Annotated in this window: 16 protein-coding genes, 1 other RNA gene and 1 riboswitch; of the genes, 10 read left to right on the top strand and 7 right to left on the bottom strand. The window is 64.4% G+C overall.

Going from position 1 to position 16,387, the window contains the following annotated elements:
• Positions 1 to 34: 34 nt before the first annotated feature.
• Positions 35 to 1,078: an NAD(P)/FAD-dependent oxidoreductase gene (locus AC2FNA_RS05700; protein ID WP_496825081.1), complete on the top strand. Its 1,044-nt coding sequence runs from the start codon at positions 35 to 37 to the stop codon at positions 1,076 to 1,078.
• Positions 1,075 to 1,545, top strand: coding sequence for a GNAT family N-acetyltransferase (locus AC2FNA_RS05695; protein WP_496825080.1), 471 nt, complete (start codon positions 1,075 to 1,077; stop codon positions 1,543 to 1,545). Before AC2FNA_RS05700 ends, AC2FNA_RS05695 begins: the two co-directional genes overlap by 4 nt.
• A 79-nt stretch (positions 1,546 to 1,624) precedes the next feature.
• On the opposite strand, the gene AC2FNA_RS05690 is transcribed toward AC2FNA_RS05695, so the two are convergent.
• Complete coding sequence (locus AC2FNA_RS05690; RefSeq protein ID WP_496825268.1) at positions 1,625 to 3,394, bottom strand: DNA polymerase III subunit gamma/tau; 1,770 nt, start codon at positions 3,392 to 3,394, stop codon at positions 1,625 to 1,627.
• Positions 3,395 to 3,481: 87 nt separating this feature from the next.
• On the opposite strand from AC2FNA_RS05690, the gene AC2FNA_RS05685 reads away from it, so the two are divergent.
• Positions 3,482 to 4,066 (top strand): hypothetical protein, encoded by a 585-nt coding sequence (locus AC2FNA_RS05685; protein WP_496825274.1) that lies wholly within the window; start codon positions 3,482 to 3,484, stop codon positions 4,064 to 4,066.
• A gap of 134 nt (positions 4,067 to 4,200) precedes the next feature.
• Positions 4,201 to 4,698 (top strand): protein-tyrosine phosphatase family protein, encoded by a 498-nt coding sequence (locus tag AC2FNA_RS05680; RefSeq protein ID WP_234221276.1) that lies wholly within the window; start codon positions 4,201 to 4,203, stop codon positions 4,696 to 4,698.
• A gap of 4 nt (positions 4,699 to 4,702) precedes the next feature.
• Here AC2FNA_RS05680 and AC2FNA_RS05675 read toward each other — a convergent pair whose 3' ends face one another.
• Complete coding sequence (locus AC2FNA_RS05675; protein WP_496825079.1) at positions 4,703 to 4,915, bottom strand: hypothetical protein; 213 nt, start codon at positions 4,913 to 4,915, stop codon at positions 4,703 to 4,705.
• A gap of 271 nt (positions 4,916 to 5,186) precedes the next feature.
• Positions 5,187 to 5,398, bottom strand: a riboswitch (cobalamin riboswitch).
• A gap of 105 nt (positions 5,399 to 5,503) precedes the next feature.
• On the opposite strand from AC2FNA_RS05675, the gene ypfJ reads away from it, so the two are divergent.
• A complete protein-coding gene (gene ypfJ, locus AC2FNA_RS05670) occupies positions 5,504 to 6,352 on the top strand; it encodes a KPN_02809 family neutral zinc metallopeptidase (protein WP_496825078.1) in 849 nt (282 codons plus the stop codon).
• Here ypfJ and AC2FNA_RS05665 read toward each other — a convergent pair.
• Positions 6,349 to 6,906, bottom strand: coding sequence for a TetR/AcrR family transcriptional regulator (locus tag AC2FNA_RS05665; protein ID WP_496825077.1), 558 nt, complete (start codon positions 6,904 to 6,906; stop codon positions 6,349 to 6,351). The genes ypfJ and AC2FNA_RS05665 overlap by 4 nt on opposite strands.
• 83 nt (positions 6,907 to 6,989) lie before the next feature.
• Between AC2FNA_RS05665 and AC2FNA_RS05660 the strand changes: the two genes are divergently transcribed.
• A complete protein-coding gene (locus tag AC2FNA_RS05660) occupies positions 6,990 to 7,850 on the top strand; it encodes an alpha/beta hydrolase family protein (protein ID WP_496825076.1) in 861 nt (286 codons plus the stop codon).
• Between the two features lie 23 nt (positions 7,851 to 7,873).
• Here AC2FNA_RS05660 and rsgA read toward each other — a convergent pair whose 3' ends face one another.
• The 3 genes from rsgA to AC2FNA_RS05645 all read right to left on the bottom strand — a co-directional run bounded on the left by rsgA (position 7,874) and on the right by AC2FNA_RS05645 (position 11,069).
• The gene (rsgA, locus tag AC2FNA_RS05655; protein WP_496825075.1) at positions 7,874 to 8,905 is read right to left on the bottom strand and encodes a ribosome small subunit-dependent GTPase A; all 1,032 of its coding nucleotides are present in this window, start codon (positions 8,903 to 8,905) and stop codon (positions 7,874 to 7,876) included.
• 175 nt (positions 8,906 to 9,080) lie between these two features.
• Positions 9,081 to 9,179, bottom strand: an RNA gene (gene ffs, locus AC2FNA_RS05650) — signal recognition particle sRNA small type.
• Positions 9,180 to 9,218: 39 nt separating this feature from the next.
• Positions 9,219 to 11,069, bottom strand: coding sequence for a 5'-nucleotidase C-terminal domain-containing protein (locus tag AC2FNA_RS05645; RefSeq protein WP_496825074.1), 1,851 nt, complete (start codon positions 11,067 to 11,069; stop codon positions 9,219 to 9,221).
• A 247-nt stretch (positions 11,070 to 11,316) separates the two neighbouring features.
• On the opposite strand from AC2FNA_RS05645, the gene nudC reads away from it, so the two are divergent.
• Together nudC and AC2FNA_RS05635 are read left to right on the top strand one after the other, a co-directional pair.
• A complete protein-coding gene (gene nudC, locus AC2FNA_RS05640; RefSeq protein WP_496825073.1) occupies positions 11,317 to 12,300 on the top strand; it encodes an NAD(+) diphosphatase in 984 nt (327 codons plus the stop codon).
• A 38-nt stretch (positions 12,301 to 12,338) separates the two neighbouring features.
• Positions 12,339 to 12,800 (top strand): SRPBCC family protein, encoded by a 462-nt coding sequence (locus tag AC2FNA_RS05635; RefSeq protein WP_496825072.1) that lies wholly within the window; start codon positions 12,339 to 12,341, stop codon positions 12,798 to 12,800.
• 38 nt (positions 12,801 to 12,838) lie between these two features.
• Here the strand turns inward: AC2FNA_RS05635 and AC2FNA_RS05630 are convergent, their stop codons facing one another.
• Positions 12,839 to 13,672: a prephenate dehydratase gene (locus tag AC2FNA_RS05630; protein WP_496825071.1), complete on the bottom strand. Its 834-nt coding sequence runs from the start codon at positions 13,670 to 13,672 to the stop codon at positions 12,839 to 12,841.
• A 119-nt stretch (positions 13,673 to 13,791) separates the two neighbouring features.
• Here AC2FNA_RS05630 and AC2FNA_RS05625 point away from each other — a divergent pair, with 119 nt between their 5' ends.
• Positions 13,792 to 14,298, top strand: coding sequence for a c-type cytochrome (locus AC2FNA_RS05625; RefSeq protein WP_496825070.1), 507 nt, complete (start codon positions 13,792 to 13,794; stop codon positions 14,296 to 14,298).
• A gap of 151 nt (positions 14,299 to 14,449) precedes the next feature.
• Entirely contained in the window at positions 14,450 to 16,381 is a 1,932-nt protein-coding gene (locus AC2FNA_RS05620) for an extracellular solute-binding protein (protein ID WP_496825069.1), read from the top strand.
• Positions 16,382 to 16,387 lie beyond the last annotated feature (6 nt).

The raw sequence follows: 16,387 nt of genomic DNA, 5'->3' as shown, positions 1-16,387 counted from the left end.
GAAATCGGCGCGACACTGGCGAAAGGGACGGGCGATGGCAATGGCCGATGTGACGATACGCGGCGCGGGGATCTTCGGCCTTTCCATCGCATGGGCATGCGTCTTGCGCGGGGCGCGGGTGCAGGTGGTCGACCCGTTCGGGCCGGGGGCAGGGTCGTCGGGCGGCTTGGTCGGCGCGCTGGCCCCGCATGTGCCGGAGAACTGGAATGCCAAGAAAGCGTTCCAGTTTGACAGCCTGATGATGGCCGAAGGGTTCTGGGCTGGAGTAGAGGCGGCGGGCGGCGTGTCGCCCGGCTATGGCCGCACCGGGCGCATCCAGCCGCTGTCGGATGATCGTGCCGTGGCGTTGGCACAGGAACGGGCGGTAAACGCCCGTACCCTGTGGCAGGGGCGGGCCGAATGGCGGGTCTGCCCGGTTGGCGAGATGGGCGGCTGGTGCCCGCCTTCACCCACTGGGCTGGTGGTGCAGGATACGCTCAGCGCCCGCATGCATCCACGTCGCGCCTGTGCCGCGCTGGTCGCGGCGCTGGCGGTGCGCGGAGTCGAGGTGCTGATCGAGGCGCCCAACCGGGGGCGGGTGATTCACGCCACCGGCATCGCCGGGCTGGAAGAGTTGAACCGCGGGCGGGGTCGCATCGTGGGCAGTGGGGTCAAGGGCCAGGCGGCGCTGGTGCGCTTCGATGCCGGGCGACAGGCGCCGCAGCTTTTTGCCGATACGGTGCATATCGTGCCCCACGCGGATGGCACGCTGGCAATCGGCTCCACCTCGGAACGCGATTACGATGACCCGAACGGCACCGATGCGGCACTGGACACGGTTCTGGACCGCGCAATGCAGGCGGTGCCGCTATTGCACGGGGCCGAGGTGATCGAGCGCTGGGCGGGCGTGCGCCCCCGCTCGCGCTCGCGCGCGCCGATGCTGGGGGCGCATCCGCTCTATCCCGGCCAGTTCATCGCCAATGGCGGGTTCAAGATCGGCTTCGGCATGGCGCCCAAAGTGGCCCAGGTCATGGCCGATCTGGTACTGGAAGGGCGCGACAGCATCCCCGAGGATTTCCGCCCGGAGGCTTCGCTGTGAACCTCGCTCCCTACCGGGTCGCACCGGACAGCCCGCAGATTGGCGTGGTCCTGTCCCTGATCCGTGACAGCTTTGCCTTCATGGATGGCCGGATCGACCCGCCCTCGTCAATGCATCGTCTGACTGAAGAAACAGTCGCGGATCATGCGGCGCGGCACGAAATCTGGGCACTGGGAACACCCCCGCTGGCGGTGGTGTTCCTGACGGTCAAACCCGGGCGGCTCTATCTCGGCAAGCTTGCGGTGGACGCTGAATTACGAGGGCAAGGGCTGGCCCGCCGACTGGTGGCTCAGGCCGAGACCCGCGCCCGCGCGCTGGGCCTGCCGGTTGTTGAGCTGGAAACTCGGGTGGAACTGGTGGAGAACCACGCCGCCTTTACTCGGCTTGGTTTTGTCCAGACCGGAGAGACCGCACATCCCGGTTACGATCGGCCCACCTCGATCACCATGCAGAAGAAGCTCGTCTGAAGCGCGTCGACGATCGCCGCGGACGACCACGAGAATTTTCGTCGAAAATTCTCGGCGCTCCGCGTTCGAGAGGCGGCGCTCAGCTGTCCTCGAACGGATCCCATTCATCCTCGACCTCGGGCAGCGCCTCGGTCACCACCTTGGCAGCGCGTTGTTCCGGGGTCTCGATATGGGTGATCCGCGCCTTGGGAAACTGTGCCAGCACCGCCTGCACCAGCGGATGTTCGCGGGCCTTCTCCTCCAGCGCGTATTTCTCGGCGTTGCGCACCTCGTCGATGGTCTTGCCGCCGCCCTGCGCCACCACGCTCACCGCCCAGCGATTGCCGGTCCAGCGTTGCAGCGCACTGCCCAGCCGCTGCGCCAGATCGGTGGGGGCGCGCTCGGTGGGTTGAAACTCGATCCGGCCCGGCTGATAGCTGACCAATCGCAGGTCCATCTCGATATCCGCCAACAGCTTGCCGTCGCGATTGGCGCGGATCAGTTCGACCACATGCTCGAATGTGGGAAACCGCGCCAATGCCGTTTGCGCATCCTGCGCCAGCGCCGCAACAGGCCCGCCGCCACCGCCGCGCGGGGCGGGTGCATAGCTGGCGCTCACCCCGTTGGCGGAGGGCGCGCCCTGACCGCCGCGCACCCCGCCGCCGGGGTTCGGCGGCGGTGGCGCGTCCTGCAACCGTTTGATCAGCTCTTCGGGGCTGGGCAGATCGGCCACATGGGTCAGCCGGATCACCGCCATCTCGGCGGCCATCATCGCATTGGGAGCGGCTGCCACCTCTTCCAGCGCTTTCAGCAGCATCTGCCACATCCGGGTCAGCACTCGCATCGGCAGCGCATCCGCCATCTGCTGGCCGCGCGCCCGCTCGTCGGGCGAAACGGTCGGATCCTCGGCGGCATCGGGCGTGATCTTGACCACCGACACCCAATGGGTGATCTCGGCCAGATCGCGCAGCACTGCCATCGGGTCGGCGCCTTCGGCATATTGAGCGCCAAGCTCGGTCAGTGCCGCGCCCGCATCGCCGCGCAGGATCATGTCCATCAGGTCCAGCACCCGTCCCCGGTCGGCCAGTCCCAGCATCGCCCGCACCTGCTCGGCGCTGGTCTCGCCCGCGCCATGGCTGATCGCCTGGTCCAGGAGAGAGGTCGCATCTCGCGCCGACCCTTCCGCGGCGCGCACGATCAGCGCCAGCGCGTCTTCGGCGATCTGCGCCCCCTCGGCATCGGCGATCCGGCGCATCAGCGCGATCATGTCCTCGGGCTCAATCCGGCGCAGGTCAAACCGCTGGCAGCGGCTCAGCACTGTCACCGGCACCTTGCGGATCTCGGTCGTGGCAAAGATGAATTTCACATGCGCCGGCGGCTCCTCCAGCGTCTTGAGCAGCGCGTTGAAGGCGCTGGTCGACAGCATGTGAACCTCGTCGATGATATAGATCTTGTAACGCGCGCTGGCGGCGCGATAGCGCACGCTGTCGATGATCTCGCGGATGTCGTTCACGCCGGTGCGGCTGGCGGCGTCCATCTCCATCACATCGACATGGCGGCCTTCCATGATGGCCACGCAATGCTCGCATGTCCCGCAAGGTTCGGTGGTCGGCCCGCCATTTCCATCCGGGCCAATACAGTTCATTCCCTTGGCGATGATCCTCGCGGTGGTCGTCTTGCCGGTGCCCCGGATGCCGGTCATGATGAACGCTTGCGCGATCCGGTCGGCGGCAAAGGCATTTTTAAGCGTCCGCACCATCGAATCCTGCCCGACCAGATCGGCAAAGGTTTCGGGCCGGTACTTGCGGGCCAGCACCTGATAGGGGGTCGGAGAGGCGTCGGACATTGGCTGCTTTCGTCGGGGCTGGATTCTGGTTCTGCAGACGGTACTGGGCAGAGGGGCGAAGGTCCACCGCCTGTGTGATTGTTTCAGGGGTGGAACAGGATTGGGTTGGAAATGGCGGGTGCGTTCCCCTGTCTCGAGGTTGATGCAGACGGGTACAGGGGTATACGAATCTGTTCCGTCGAGTCCCTTCCCGTTGGAGGTAACGCCGTTCGGGACGATTACACGATTGCAAGTGGCGCGGGCGACGATGCGATATCCGACAATTTCGGCTCTAATCTGATTAACGGACAGCAGGGCGACGACTTCATCGTTTCGGTGGACGATCGCGGCGACCTGGGTACGGCGGACACCGTCAAGGGTGGCGTCGGGCGCGATACCCTGGTCGTGGATGAGGGGGACCTGGTCACCACCGGGGGTGGGGCCGACCAGGTGGTGATCGAGAATTATAGCGGCGTTGCGGATGGCTATGACGTTGTCACGATCACCGATTTCGATACGGCACGAGATGTCCTGACCCTGAAGGGCGAAGCTTTGCTGCTGCGTCCCGGCTCCGTTGGAGAGACACGGGTCAGCGTGCAAGAGCTTGATGACGAGACCGGGACCATGGTCCCGATCAACGGCATTCCGGTGGCACATCTGATCGGCGCTCAGGGCGTGACCCGGGATCAGATTCGCGTGTATATAGACAACCGCTGACCCGCGTCGCGGCGCTGTTTGATCTGTTCACGGGTATCTTGTCTTGCGATACCGCCGCGTTAAAGGCCATTCTACCCTTGGGGTCAGGATCGCCACGCCCCGTGGCAATGGTCGGTCGGAAAGGGAAACCGCAGATGGCGCAGCTGGTTCTCTATGCGCTGCAAGTCGGCGGCGGCACATTGGCGATCTGCCAGTTGCCGGGACGGTCGGGCGATTATTCCGGCGATGTCGATCTGATCGGGTCCTGGGCGCCTGGGCTGGTGATCTCGATGACGACCGAGGTCGAGATGCTGCAGCACGGTGCGCGCAATTTTGGTGCTGATATCCAGAGTCGCGCCTGCCGCTGGGCTCATCTGCCGGTCGATGATTTCGGAGTGCCTGGCCGTGATGCCGAGATCAAATGGAAGGCGATCAGCAAATCGGCCCGGCATGCTCTGCACGGCGGCGGGCGCGTATTGATCCATTGCAAGGGTGGCTGTGGCCGGTCGGGCATGGCGGCGTTGCGCCTGATGATCGAGACGGGCGAAGAGCCCAAGGCGGCGCTTGCGCATTTGCGGTCGGTCCGCCCCTGCGCGGTGGAAACCGACGCCCAGATGGACTGGGCGCTGGCTGGGCGTGCTATCCGGGACTGATCCTTCAGGCCGTTGCTTGCACTGGCGCAGCAGAGTGGACGCAGCGGGGCCGGGCCTCGGCCATGGCGCATGGTACCGGGCCCGGCCCGGCGGCAAATCCCGCTCCGTCGGGCGCCATCAGCGCATCGGCAAAGCGATTCAGATGCGACAGGGCGGTGTCTTCGTCGACGCCGCAGAACACGCGGATCCGGCTGTGCGAGGCGGCGTAGCGGGCCATGCAACCTGCTCCACACGGGGGCATCTCGCAATGCCCCTCTATCGCGAAACCTGCATCGGTCATCGGTTCAGCCTGACGCAGCGCGCGGGCGAGGTTCTCGGCCAATGCCGACAGCGCGGGGCAGGGCCTGCCGGTTCGGCGACAGAGCGTTGCGGCAAATTCATGCGTTCTTGTAGTCCAGATCATCCTGCGCCCTCCGCGCGGTGGAACAGGGTGTCGGGGACCGGCCGATCAGGGCCAAGGCATCCCGTCCGGACACCCCGCCCGGGTTCGAGTTACGGTTGCGATGGCAGGTCTCCTGACTTGCGGGTCCGGGCTTTGCCGGCCTTCCCGGCCCGGGGGCCAGTGGCATTTCGGCATTGCTCACCGCTTACAGTTGCGGGGGCAGTCTCGGCATTGGTCCTCTGTCGCCAGGGGGCCGCACCGTGTTCCCTTTTCATCCCGGCGCATGTGTCACCGAGAACCATCGCCTTAGCGGTAGCGGGTGTTGCGGGCCGGAGTCAAGCCGGGTGTTCGTGCCGTGTTTTTCCCCATGCGGCGGGATGCTAGTATCGGTATCGAGTAGTCAGGCTGAAGAAGGGTGTCGGCATGCGGTTGAGAGGAGTACGCGGCAGCAGGCATGTCGAGGATCGTCGCGGGCGACGTGGCGGTGGCATGGCCATCGGCGGGCGCGGGCTGGGTATCGGCGGGGTTCTGCTGCTCTTGGTTATTGGCGCTTTCACCGGCATCGACGTCACCCCGTTCCTGACCGAACGGCCGGGCCCGAGCCAGAGCACACCCAAGGAACTGACCGCCGAAGAGCGGCAGGCGGGCGAATTCGTCTCGCGCGTATTGGCCACGACCGAGGATGTCTGGGGCACCGTGTTCCGCGACCAACTGGGCCGCGACTACATCCCGCCGACGCTGGTGCTGTTCTCTCAGGTGACGTCCAGCCCCTGTGGCGGCGCCTCAGGCGCGACCGGACCATTCTACTGCCCCGCCGACCAAAAGGCCTATCTCGACACCGATTTCTTTGCCACCCTGGCGCAGCGCTTGCAGGCGGGCGGCGATTTCGCCGCCGCCTATGTAATCGCACACGAAGTGGGCCATCACGTGCAGAACCAGTTGGGCATTCTCGGTCAGGTGGATCAGGCCCGCCGGCAATCCTCGCAGGTCGAGGCCAACGCGCTGACCGTGCGGCTGGAATTGCAGGCCGATTGCCTGTCGGGTGTCTGGGCGCGCTCGGTCCAGGGCCTGATGGAACGCGGCGATCTGGATGAAGCGCTGAACGCCGCCCGGATGATCGGCGACGACCGGCTGCAACGGCAGGCGGGCCGGGTGCCGCAACCGCATACCTTTACCCACGGCACCTCGGTGCAGCGGGCATCCTGGTTCGATCGCGGCTATAAAAGTGGCCGGGTCGCAAGCTGCGACACGTTCAACACCAACAGGCTCTAATCCGCGCGCGGCAGCATCTCGGGCAAACGGCGCAGCACGTCCGAGGATTGCCGGGCGCGGGCCAGCATCCAGCCGCCTTGCAGCAGGATGAACATGGTCTCGGCGATCTTTTGCGGATCGGTTAGCCCAAAGCGTCTGGCATGATGCGCGCCCTCGGTAATCCAGCCTTCGAACAGGTGGCGGGCATGGGCGCGAAACGCGGCGTTGTCCGGGCCTTCGAACAGGGTCGACGAGATCGGGCAGCCATCCCATTGGCCTGACTTGTCAAAGAGCTTCGCGACCTTGCCGCACAGCACCTGCATCCCGTCATGGAAACTGTCGGCCGGTTCGAACGAGGCCGCGATCAGCCGCAGCATCTCGTCCGAGGCCCAGGTGGCCGAGGCCAGTGCCAGGTCGGATTTCCCATTGGGAAAGTGGTGATAGAGCGAGCCCTTGGGCGCCTCTGCCTCGGCCAGCAGTTCGGACAATCCAACGCCATGATACCCCCGGCGCTGGAACAGCTGGGCGGCGGTGCGGATCAGGCGATCTTTGGTCGGAAGCGGACGTTGGGTCATGTGCCGAGGATATTGACAGCTCTGGACCGATTGGTCCAGACATGAGAAATAGACCAATCGGTCTAGGTCATCTGGAGGTCCCAATGCTGGATATGCAGTCATCTGTCAGGGTCGAGGATTTTCATTTTTCATCCGGGCCGGCGCAGCTTTCGGCGCGGCTCTATCTGCCGGTGGGCACGCCCCGGGTTGCTGTTGTGATCAACAGCGCCACCGGGGTGCCGCGCGACTATTACCATCATTTCGCCACCTGGCTGGCGACCGAGCGGAGCATGGCCTGCCTGACTTATGATTATCGCGATTTCGGGCATTCGCTGACCGGGCCGCTTGCGGCCTCGACCGCCACCATGTCCGACTGGGCGCTCCTTGACATGCCCGCCGCCTATGCCGAGATGCAGCGCCGGTTTCCCGATCTGCCGCTCTGGGTGATCGGCCATTCGGTTGGCGCCATGCTGGGGCCACTGCAACCGGGGATCGAGCCCATCGCGCGCATGATCTGCGTCTGTTCCGGGCTGGTGCATCACTCGGACCACCCCTGGCCCTATCAGGCGCTGGCGCGGCTGTTCTGGTTTGGTCATGCGCCCCTGCTGGTCAAGACCTTAGGCTATCTGCCGGGGCGCGCGATTGGCTTTGGCACCGATCTGCCGCCGGGCGTCTATTGGGAATGGCGGCGCTGGTGCACAACGCCCGGCGCATATTTACCCGAGACAGGCACCCGCCTGCCGAAACCCGATTGGGGCCGCTCGGGCGCGCAAGTCGATCTCTTTGCCTGCGAAGATGACGATACGATCCCACCCGAATGTGTCTGGCGACTGGCCGAACTCTATGGCGACACTGCCCGGCAGCACCTGTTGCGGCCAAAGGAACACGGGCTGCGCGACATCGGCCATCTGGGCGCGTTTGCCCGGCGCAATGCCGCACTCTGGCCTCGGCTGATCGCCCCCTGAGGAGGGGGCGATCCCGGGGCTGTTCAGCCCTTGTTCCGGCCCTGCTTGTCGCGCATCACCGCGCGGACCATCTTGCCGAACGCCTTGTCGCGTGAGCGCGCCTCGGCCACGCTTTCCGAGTTGCGCGCATCCTCGCGCTTCAGCTTGCGCCAGCGGTCGAGGCGAGCGGGTTCCAGCGTGCCCGCCGCAATGGCTGCCTGGATGGCGCAGCCCGGTTCGCTGTCATGTCCGCAATCCGAGAAACGACAGCTGGTGGCGAGGTCCGAGAGGTCCTGAAAAACCTCGTCGATCCCGTCGCCCGCATCCAGCAGACGCAGAGCGCGCATGCCTGGTGTATCGACCAGCCAGCCGCCGTTGACCGTCCGCCGCAGGGCACGGGCGGTGGTGGTGTGACGGCCCTTGGCATCGTCCTCGCGGATACCGGCCGTGGCCTCCTGCGTACCGGTGAGGCCATTCATCAACGTGGTCTTGCCCACGCCTGAAGAGCCCACCAGCGCCCCTGTCTGGCCGGAGGGGCACCATGAAAGGACCCTATCCAGATCGGCAGGATCAAGCGCGTTGACCGCCAGCACCGTCAGAAACGGCGCCAGCGCCTCGGCCCGCGCGACATAGGCGCGGGGGTCGGCACAGGTGTCGGCCTTGGTCAGCACCACAACGGGATAACACCCGGCCTGATGGGTCAGCGCCAGATAGCGCTCCAACCGGGGCAGGTTGAAATCGGCGTTGCAGGAACTGGTGATGAACAGCACATCGACATTGGCCGCGATCAACTGCGCCTCGGCCCCGGTTCCCGCCGCGCGCCGTTTCAACAGGCTGCGCCGGTCGAGCAGATGCCGGACGCGGTGCTCGGGATCGGCCAGGACCCAGTCGCCCACGGCAAAGGCGCCGGTCGGCTGGTCGGGCGGCGTGATCAACAGCGTTTCGCCCTCGGGCGACAATCCGGTCAGGGCGCTGCGGTGAATGGCTGTCAGGCGATAGGGCGTACAGCCGGAATGGGCCGCGGCCTGCGCGGCAAAGAAAGAGGACCATCCAAGGTCCGGGAGTGTAAGAGACATCGGTCTGCCTGTTGCGAAAGAACGCAAGGCGGGCGGATGGCGCACGCGCATCCGGCCGGAACGGGTTCAGGCAGGGGTATGAGTCGTCAGAACCGCTCTGCCCGAAGGGTCTTTGCTACAATCATACATCCCTCCGCATGCTACAGAATTCCGGGTGCCGCAGGCGCGGCGGTGCAAGTGAGAGGCTGGACATCGACCCAAGCGGGACTCGTTGTGGCTGCTTCCTTCCGGACCTGACCAGGTTGGCGAGGCGCTCGCCCGCGCCAACCTCTCGCGACCCGATATAGGCGGGTCGGGCCGGGATGACAAGATCTCAAAGCCCGACGCGCAGGCAGAGAAACCCTTCGGCGTCCACGCCCAGATCGGCTATGTCGCGCCCGGCAAGCTCGTCCAGGTGTTCGCGGGCGCGTGGCCCGGTGCGTAGAATGGCGGCCCGCCCCGGCAGCGGGGCAAATCGCCAGGGTTGGGGCGCGTCCTCGAGCGGATCGCGGGGCAGGCGCCCGGACAGGTAGTCGCGCAAAACGGCCTGTATCCGCAGCCCCGGCAGGGAAACAGGCTGACCGCTGTCCAGCATGTGGAAATGACCGCCGCCATTGGTGCGGTAATTGTTCAGTGCGACGACAAGCCTCTGTCCCTCTTCGATGGGCTTGCCGTCGTGAAACAGGGCTCCGATTCGACGGTTTCGGTCCGAGATCAGTTGGCCGCCGATATCGTATCGTGGTGGCGTCGACAGGTCGATTTCATAGCTGAGCCCATAGAGGATATCGAAATTGTGCCCAGGAACTCTGGCATCCCGCAGCAGGGCGGCGCCTTTCGCCTCACCGGGTCTGTGGAACACGCCCGCTGCCATCTCGAGCCATTCGCGCAGGTCGGCCCCGGTCAAAACCAGCGCCCGCAACTCGTTGGGAAACATGTGCAGATCGGCCACATGGCGCATCGACAATGGGCCGGCGGGCACGTCTGTATAATGATCCGGTCCGGCGCGACCGCCAGCCTTGAGCGGCGAGACCGCCGACAGCATCGGCAGATCCGACAGCGCCGTGCCAACCAGATAGGGGCGCAAGCCAGCGGCCTGCGCGGCGGCGACCTTGGCCAGGCTGCGATCGGGTGCGATGAAGGCGAAATAGCTGTGCATCGACTGGTCCGAGTGACCGGCAGGTTGATTGGCGACCGCGCGCGTGGTTGCATGATCGGCGGCCAGCAGGCGCACAAGCGTCGCATCCTCGTTGCCAACGGCCGCGCGCAGGGAGACTTGTGCCTGCTCGACCCGCCAGCGGCCTTGCGCTCCCAGCCTCAGATCGAGGTCGATGACCCCCAGATGCGAGCCGTGATGCCCCGGCATGACCACAGGTTTTCCATGTACCAGCCCCTCGGTCATCCGCGTATGGGGGTAAGGTCCGGTTTCGGGTGCGGGCACCTGCAAATGGGTATGTCCGGCGATCACCGCATCGACTCCGTCCAGTGCGGCAAGCGGGATCACCGCGTTTTCCTGTTCGGGCGTCGCCTCGGGCTCGGCCAGCCCGGAATGGGCCAGTGCAACGATCAGGTCGCAGCCCTTGGCCTTGAGGCGGGCCACCGCTTCACGTGCCGACTCTACGATACCCCCGACGCGCATCCGCCCTGACAGCAGATGCGAGTCCCATTCCACAGTCTGTGGAGGCAATGCAGCCAGTACGCCGATCTTGATCCGGGATTGCACTGATCCGCAGTGCACCGTGCGATCAAGGATCGCGGTGTGCTTCCACGAGGGTGAGCCGTCCAGCCGGTGGGCGTTCGAGCAGACCACCGGGCAGGGTGCCTGACCCAGCACCCGGTCCAGAACCTCCAGCCCAAAGTTGAAATCGTGATTGCCCAAACCCAGCGCGTCATACCCGAGATAGGCAAAGGACCGCATCAGCGGGTGCGGGTTCTCGGGGTGGTGGGCACAGACATCGCCCATCTGACTGCCCTGAAGGCTGTCGCCATTGTCGAACAACAGGCACAGGTCGACCCCCGGCTCGGCCCGCGCGGCATGGATCAGCCGGGCAATGCGGGTCAGCCCTCCGGACGGGTCGGGACGGTCGGCATAATAGTCGTGGCCCGTCAGGTGCATATGCAGGTCGGTGGTGGCCAGCAGGCGGACGCGCAATTCAGCGCCGCCCTCTGCGACGGCATCCGTTGACATGGCCTGATGTGAAGGTTCCATTCAAATTCCATTACCCGGTCCATGCGAAAACTCTCCCATAGGTAGAGTACCCTATTCAGAAATAGAAAAAACCGTATCAGGGCAAGGCGTTAGTTGATCACGATTTGTGTCAACCCTGTCTCTTTCCGGCGTCAGTGCAGGCAGTTACCGATTGATCTGCGCCGCCCGCCGTGGCAGCCCTGTGCCACCGGTGAGCCGGTCAGGGCGAAGTCGAGAGAGGGCAGGCATGAAAACCGCAGAGCAGGTTACGTTTGGAGGCTCGGGTCTGGATCGGGCGGCACATCTGCGCGGTGATGCGATGGCGCAGGCGCAAATGGCCGCCGACCCCAAAGCACGCTGCCTGCTTCTGTGGCGCGGCAAGCTGCTGGTCGAAAGTGAGCGGCTTGAGCGTCTGGCCTGGGTCGCGCCGGCACATCCGCTGGTGACCGAGGGTCCGGGTGGAGAAGCCGAGACGCCGATTTTCCTGGGCCTCGATGACACCGGCGCGCCGCTTTTTGCTCAGGACATCTCGGGCTGGCAGGCTGAGGGACAGGACCTGACCGGGTTGGGCGGTTTCGTGGACAGATCCGAGCAGCAGCACCCCGAATTGCCCAAGGGGCAGGTGTTTGCCGAATTGCGGCGGATCATGACGCGGCTCAGCCCGCGCGATGCTGAACTGGCCGCCACCGCCAAGGCCGTGATCGGCTGGCACGCCAGTCACAGGTTCTGCGCCCGCTGTGGCGTCCGCAGCGAAATATCGCAGGCGGGGTGGCAACGCGGCTGCCCGGCTTGTGGTGGCCAGCACTTCCCGCGCACCGATCCGGTGGTGATCATGTTGATCACCCATGGCGACCAGGTGTTGATGGGTCGCTCTCCGGGTTGGCCCGAGGGGATGTATTCGCTGCTGGCGGGTTTTGTCGAACCGGGTGAGACGCTGGAGGCCGCCGTGCGCCGCGAGGTGCTCGAAGAGGCGGGCGTGCCCGTCGGCGCGGTCACCTATCTGTCCAGTCAACCCTGGCCATTTCCGGCCTCTCTGATGTTCGGCTGCGCGGGCGAGGCGCTGTCGCGCGACCTGAAAATCGACCCGGTGGAAATCGAGGATGCGATCTGGGTCAGCCGCAGCGACATGATGCTGGCCTTTGCCGGCGAGCATCCGCGCCTGCTGCCCGCGCGCAAGGGGGCGATAGCGCATTTCCTGTTGCAGAACTGGCTTGCGGACACGTTGGATTAAGGGGAAACTCGCGCAAAAATCACAACCGACGAGGGATCATGCAGTTCATCAGCAAGGAAGACATCGAGGCGCCGGTGGCGCAGGTCTTTGCCATCCTTTCCGAATTCGAGACCTTTGAGCGCTCGGCCATGCGCCGCGGGGTCGAGGTGCAGCGCGTCGATGCCAGCGCCCCGATCGGGGCAGGCATGGCCTGGGACACCCGGTTTCGTTTGCGCGGTAAGCCGCGCGAGATGCATGTGGTGCTGAAACAGTATGACGCGCCGTCGCTGATGCGCTTTGCCAGTCACAGCAAGGGCATCAACGGCGATGTGGTGATCGAGTTGCTGGCGCTGTCGCCGCGCCGCACAAGGATGAGCTTTTCCATCGAGTTGAAGGCGAACACGCTGTCCGCGCGCCTGTTCCTGCAATCGCTGAAACTGGCCCGCAAGAACATGTCCCGCCGGTTCAAGCTGCGGATGGCCGAATTCGCCAAGGAAATCGAGGGCCGCTGCGCCCGCTGAGCGGGCGCCTTTGCGAATCTAACAGCTTTGCGGTCGTTTCAGCTGCGTGGCCGGGCAGCAGGGTAAACGCCCAGGATCTCGACGTTGTTGGTGAAATGGTTCAGCTCGTCCATCGCGAGGCGCACATTGTCGTCTTCGGGGTGACCGACGATATCGGCATAGAACTGCGTGGCCGAGAACGAGCCATCCAGCATGTAGCTTTCCAGCTTGGTCATGTTGACGCCATTGGTGGCAAATCCTCCCAGCGCCTTGTACAGAGCGGCGGGAATGCTGCGCACCTCGAACACGAAACTGGTGATCATGCCGTAATCACCGCGGCGCGAATCGTCTGTCTCGCGCGACATCACCAGGAATCGGGTGGTGTTGTTGTCGGTATCCTCGATATGGCGGGCCAGCACGTTCAGCCCATAGATTTCGCCCGCCAGTTCGCTGGCCAGCGCCGCGTGGGTCTTGTCGCCGCGTTCGGCCACTTCGCGCGCTGCACGGGCATTGTCGGGGCTGACCCGACCGGTGATGCCGTGCTGTTTCAGGAAACCCGCGCATTGTGGCAAAAGCACCAGGTGCGAATGGGCATCGCGGATATCGTCCAGCGTCGCACCCGGCACGCCCAGCAGGTTGATATGCACGCGAACAAAGGCCTCGTCGATGATATGCAGCCCGCTATGGGGCAGCAGGCGGTGGATATCGGCGACCCGGCCATACGTGGTATTCTCGACCGGCAGCATCGCCAGCTCGGCCTCGCCCCGGCGCACCGCATCGATCACGTCCTCGAAGGTGCGGCAGGGCAGCGCTTCCATGTCCGGGCGGGCGTTGCGACAAGCCTCGTGACTATAGGCGCCGGGCTCTCCCTGAAAGGCGATGCGATGGGTCATGGGGTCGTTTCCGTGCAACAAGTTACATTTTGGGCGTTTGGTCGCGGTGTCTATACCTTGCCTCTTGCGAGGGGAAGCCTTAGACACCCGCCCAGACAGCTGAAATGGACTCGCGATCAATGTTCGACACGATGACAGTTACCAAGGCCGCTGCCGGCCTGTTCGGCGCTTTCCTGGCGCTTCTTCTCGCCAAGTGGGCGGCCGAGACGGTCTATCATGTTGGTGGCCACGGCGACGAGCCCGCCTATGCAATCGAGGTAGCCGAAGCCGAAGAGGCCAGCGGCACCGAAGAAACCGTCAGCTTTGAAGAGCTGATGGCCTCGGCGGATGCTGCCAAGGGCGAAAAAGTGTTCAAGAAATGCGCCGCCTGCCACAAGGTGAACGGCGAGGACGCCACCGGCCCGCATCTGGATGGCGTGGTTGGCCGCGCGGTCGCCTCGGTTGCCGGTTTCGGCTATTCCGGCGCGATGCAGGGCCACGGCGGCGACTGGACGCCCGAGGCACTGGATGAATTCCTGGCCAAGCCTTCGGCGGCGGTTCCGGGCACCTCGATGAGTTTCTCGGGCCTCAAGAAACAGGGCGACCGGGTTGACCTGATTGCCTATCTGCAGAGCGTTTCGAACTAATCGCTCGACACAGACCGGTTTTGACCAAAGGCCGCTGCCCCGTGCAGCGGCCTTTTTCATCGGTCGGGGTGACTTCACGATTGCTTCACCTATTCTAAACTTGCAACTGCCCTCGCTGGACCATTAGCTAACGGCAACAAGATTGGCGGATATGCCAACCCAACCCGGAGGAAGAGCCTTGACTATACGCCCGCGCGCCGCCACCCGTGCCAAAGCATTGGATATCCGGCCCGGTGTGATGATGCTGGTCGCAGGGATCGTCCTGCTGGCGCTGGCTGGACTTGCGCGCGCCGAGGAGACGATCATCAAGAGCCACGGGTTCTCTGAATTCGGCGATCTGAAATACCCCGCGGGGTTCGCACATTTCGACTATGTCAATCCCGATGCGCCCAAGGGCGGCGAGCTGAGCTATGCCGCGATAGGGACCTTCGACAACCTCAACCCGTTCACCCGCAAGGGACGGGCGGCGGCGCGATCGGCGGACCAGTACGAATCTCTGCTGACGCCATCATATGATGAACCGGCTTCCTACTACGGTTTGGTAGCCGAAAGCCTGGAATATCCCGAAAGCCAGGATTGGGTGATTTTCAACATTCGGCCTGAGGCGCGGTTTTCCGATGGCACGCCGATCACCGCCGAAGATGTGGTGTTCAGCCACGAATTGCTGCTGGAGCAAGGGCTGAAATCCTATGCCGAGGCAGTCAGGAAACGTATTCCCAAGGCCGAGGCGCTGGATAATCACCGTGTCAAATTCTATTTCGCCCCGGACATCCCGCGCCGTGCGCTGATCACCCAGGTCGGGGGTACGCCGATCTTTTCCAAGGTCTGGTTCATGGCCGACCCCGAGAAACGCCGCCTGGACGAACCCCGACTAGAGCAGGGGATCGGCTCGGCGCCTTATGTGCTGGACAGCTTCGACATCAACAGGCGCATCACCTATCGCCGAAATCCCGATTACTGGGGCGCGCATCTGAACGTGAATGTCGGGCGCAACAACTACGACAGTATCCGGGTCGAGTATTACACAGACACCATCGCCGCGATGGAGGGGTTCAAGGCGGGCAACTATACGCTGCGGCAGGAAAACAACTCGAAAAGCTGGGCCACAGCCTATGATTTTCCGGCCATCGAAAAGGGCCATGTGGTCAAGGCCGAGCTGTTGGATGGCGACGTGCCCAGTGCCAGCGGTTTCGTGATCAACATGGACCGGCCGCAGTTCCAAGATATCCGCGTACGCGCGGCGGTGCAGTTGGCGTTCAACTTTGAATGGACCAATGACAGCCTGCAATATGGTCTGTTCCAGCAGCGCCATTCCTTCTGGCAGGGCACGCCGCTGCAGGCGACCGGGTTGCCCCAAGGCCGCGAGCGCGAGGTGCTTGAGGCGCTGGGCGACGCCCTTGATCCAGCGGTTCTGAGTGAAGAGCCGGTCAGCGCCCATAGTTCCAGTCCAGACCGTCAAAACGACCGCAAGAACCTGCGCCGCGCGATGAAGCTGTTGGATGAGGCGGGCTGGGCCGTCGGGAACGATGGGATCCGGCGCAATGCGGCGGGCGAAACGCTGAGGATCGAGTTCCTGTCGGACGAGCCGACATTGGACCGGATCATCCAGCCCTTTGTCGACAACCTCAAGGTCATGGGGATAGACGCCCGGTACAATCGCGTCGATGACGCGCAGTTCACCCTGCGGCGGCGCGACCGCGATTTCGACATGATCATGGGCGGCTACCCGATGTCGCTGCAACCCTCGACCGGGTTGTACCAGCAGTTCGGAAGCGAGGCGGCCGCCTATTCTGTGTTCAACCCGTCGGGCGTGCACGGGCCGGATATCGAGCCGCTGATCGACGGGATCGTCGCAGCCTCGACCACCGAAGAGTTGCAGGCGAATGTGCGGGCGCTGGACCGGGTGCTGAGGGCCAAGCGGATCATGGTGCCGACCTGGTACCTGGGTAAATACTGGGTGGCCTATTGGGACAAGTATGCCTACCCTGAGAACCTGCCACCCTATGCGCTGGGGGTCGAGGATTTGTGGTGGATCGATTCTGACCGTGCAGCAGCGCTGAAATCCTCGGGCGCGTTGAGGTAAGCGGTC

The organism is Ruegeria sp. YKSD163 (assembly GCF_059612905.1).
Note: the sequence above shows the minus strand (reverse complement) of the source record. Positions and strands in the feature narration are given on the sequence as shown.

Coding starts and splice junctions, on each gene's coding strand:
- AC2FNA_RS05700 (WP_496825081.1), top strand. CDS start 35: ATGGCAATGGCCGATGTGACGATACGCGGCGCGGGGATCTTCGGCCTT.
- AC2FNA_RS05685 (WP_496825274.1), top strand. CDS start 3,482: ATGGCGGGTGCGTTCCCCTGTCTCGAGGTTGATGCAGACGGGTACAGG.
- AC2FNA_RS05680 (WP_234221276.1), top strand. CDS start 4,201: ATGGCGCAGCTGGTTCTCTATGCGCTGCAAGTCGGCGGCGGCACATTG.
- AC2FNA_RS05675 (WP_496825079.1), bottom strand. CDS start 4,915: ATGGCCCGCTACGCCGCCTCGCACAGCCGGATCCGCGTGTTCTGCGGC.
- ypfJ (WP_496825078.1), top strand. CDS start 5,504: ATGCGGTTGAGAGGAGTACGCGGCAGCAGGCATGTCGAGGATCGTCGC.
- AC2FNA_RS05665 (WP_496825077.1), bottom strand. CDS start 6,906: ATGACCCAACGTCCGCTTCCGACCAAAGATCGCCTGATCCGCACCGCC.
- AC2FNA_RS05660 (WP_496825076.1), top strand. CDS start 6,990: ATGCTGGATATGCAGTCATCTGTCAGGGTCGAGGATTTTCATTTTTCA.
- rsgA (WP_496825075.1), bottom strand. CDS start 8,905: ATGTCTCTTACACTCCCGGACCTTGGATGGTCCTCTTTCTTTGCCGCG.
- AC2FNA_RS05645 (WP_496825074.1), bottom strand. CDS start 11,069: ATGTCAACGGATGCCGTCGCAGAGGGCGGCGCTGAATTGCGCGTCCGC.
- nudC (WP_496825073.1), top strand. CDS start 11,317: ATGAAAACCGCAGAGCAGGTTACGTTTGGAGGCTCGGGTCTGGATCGG.
- AC2FNA_RS05635 (WP_496825072.1), top strand. CDS start 12,339: ATGCAGTTCATCAGCAAGGAAGACATCGAGGCGCCGGTGGCGCAGGTC.
- AC2FNA_RS05630 (WP_496825071.1), bottom strand. CDS start 13,672: ATGACCCATCGCATCGCCTTTCAGGGAGAGCCCGGCGCCTATAGTCAC.
- AC2FNA_RS05625 (WP_496825070.1), top strand. CDS start 13,792: ATGTTCGACACGATGACAGTTACCAAGGCCGCTGCCGGCCTGTTCGGC.
- AC2FNA_RS05620 (WP_496825069.1), top strand. CDS start 14,450: ATGCCAACCCAACCCGGAGGAAGAGCCTTGACTATACGCCCGCGCGCC.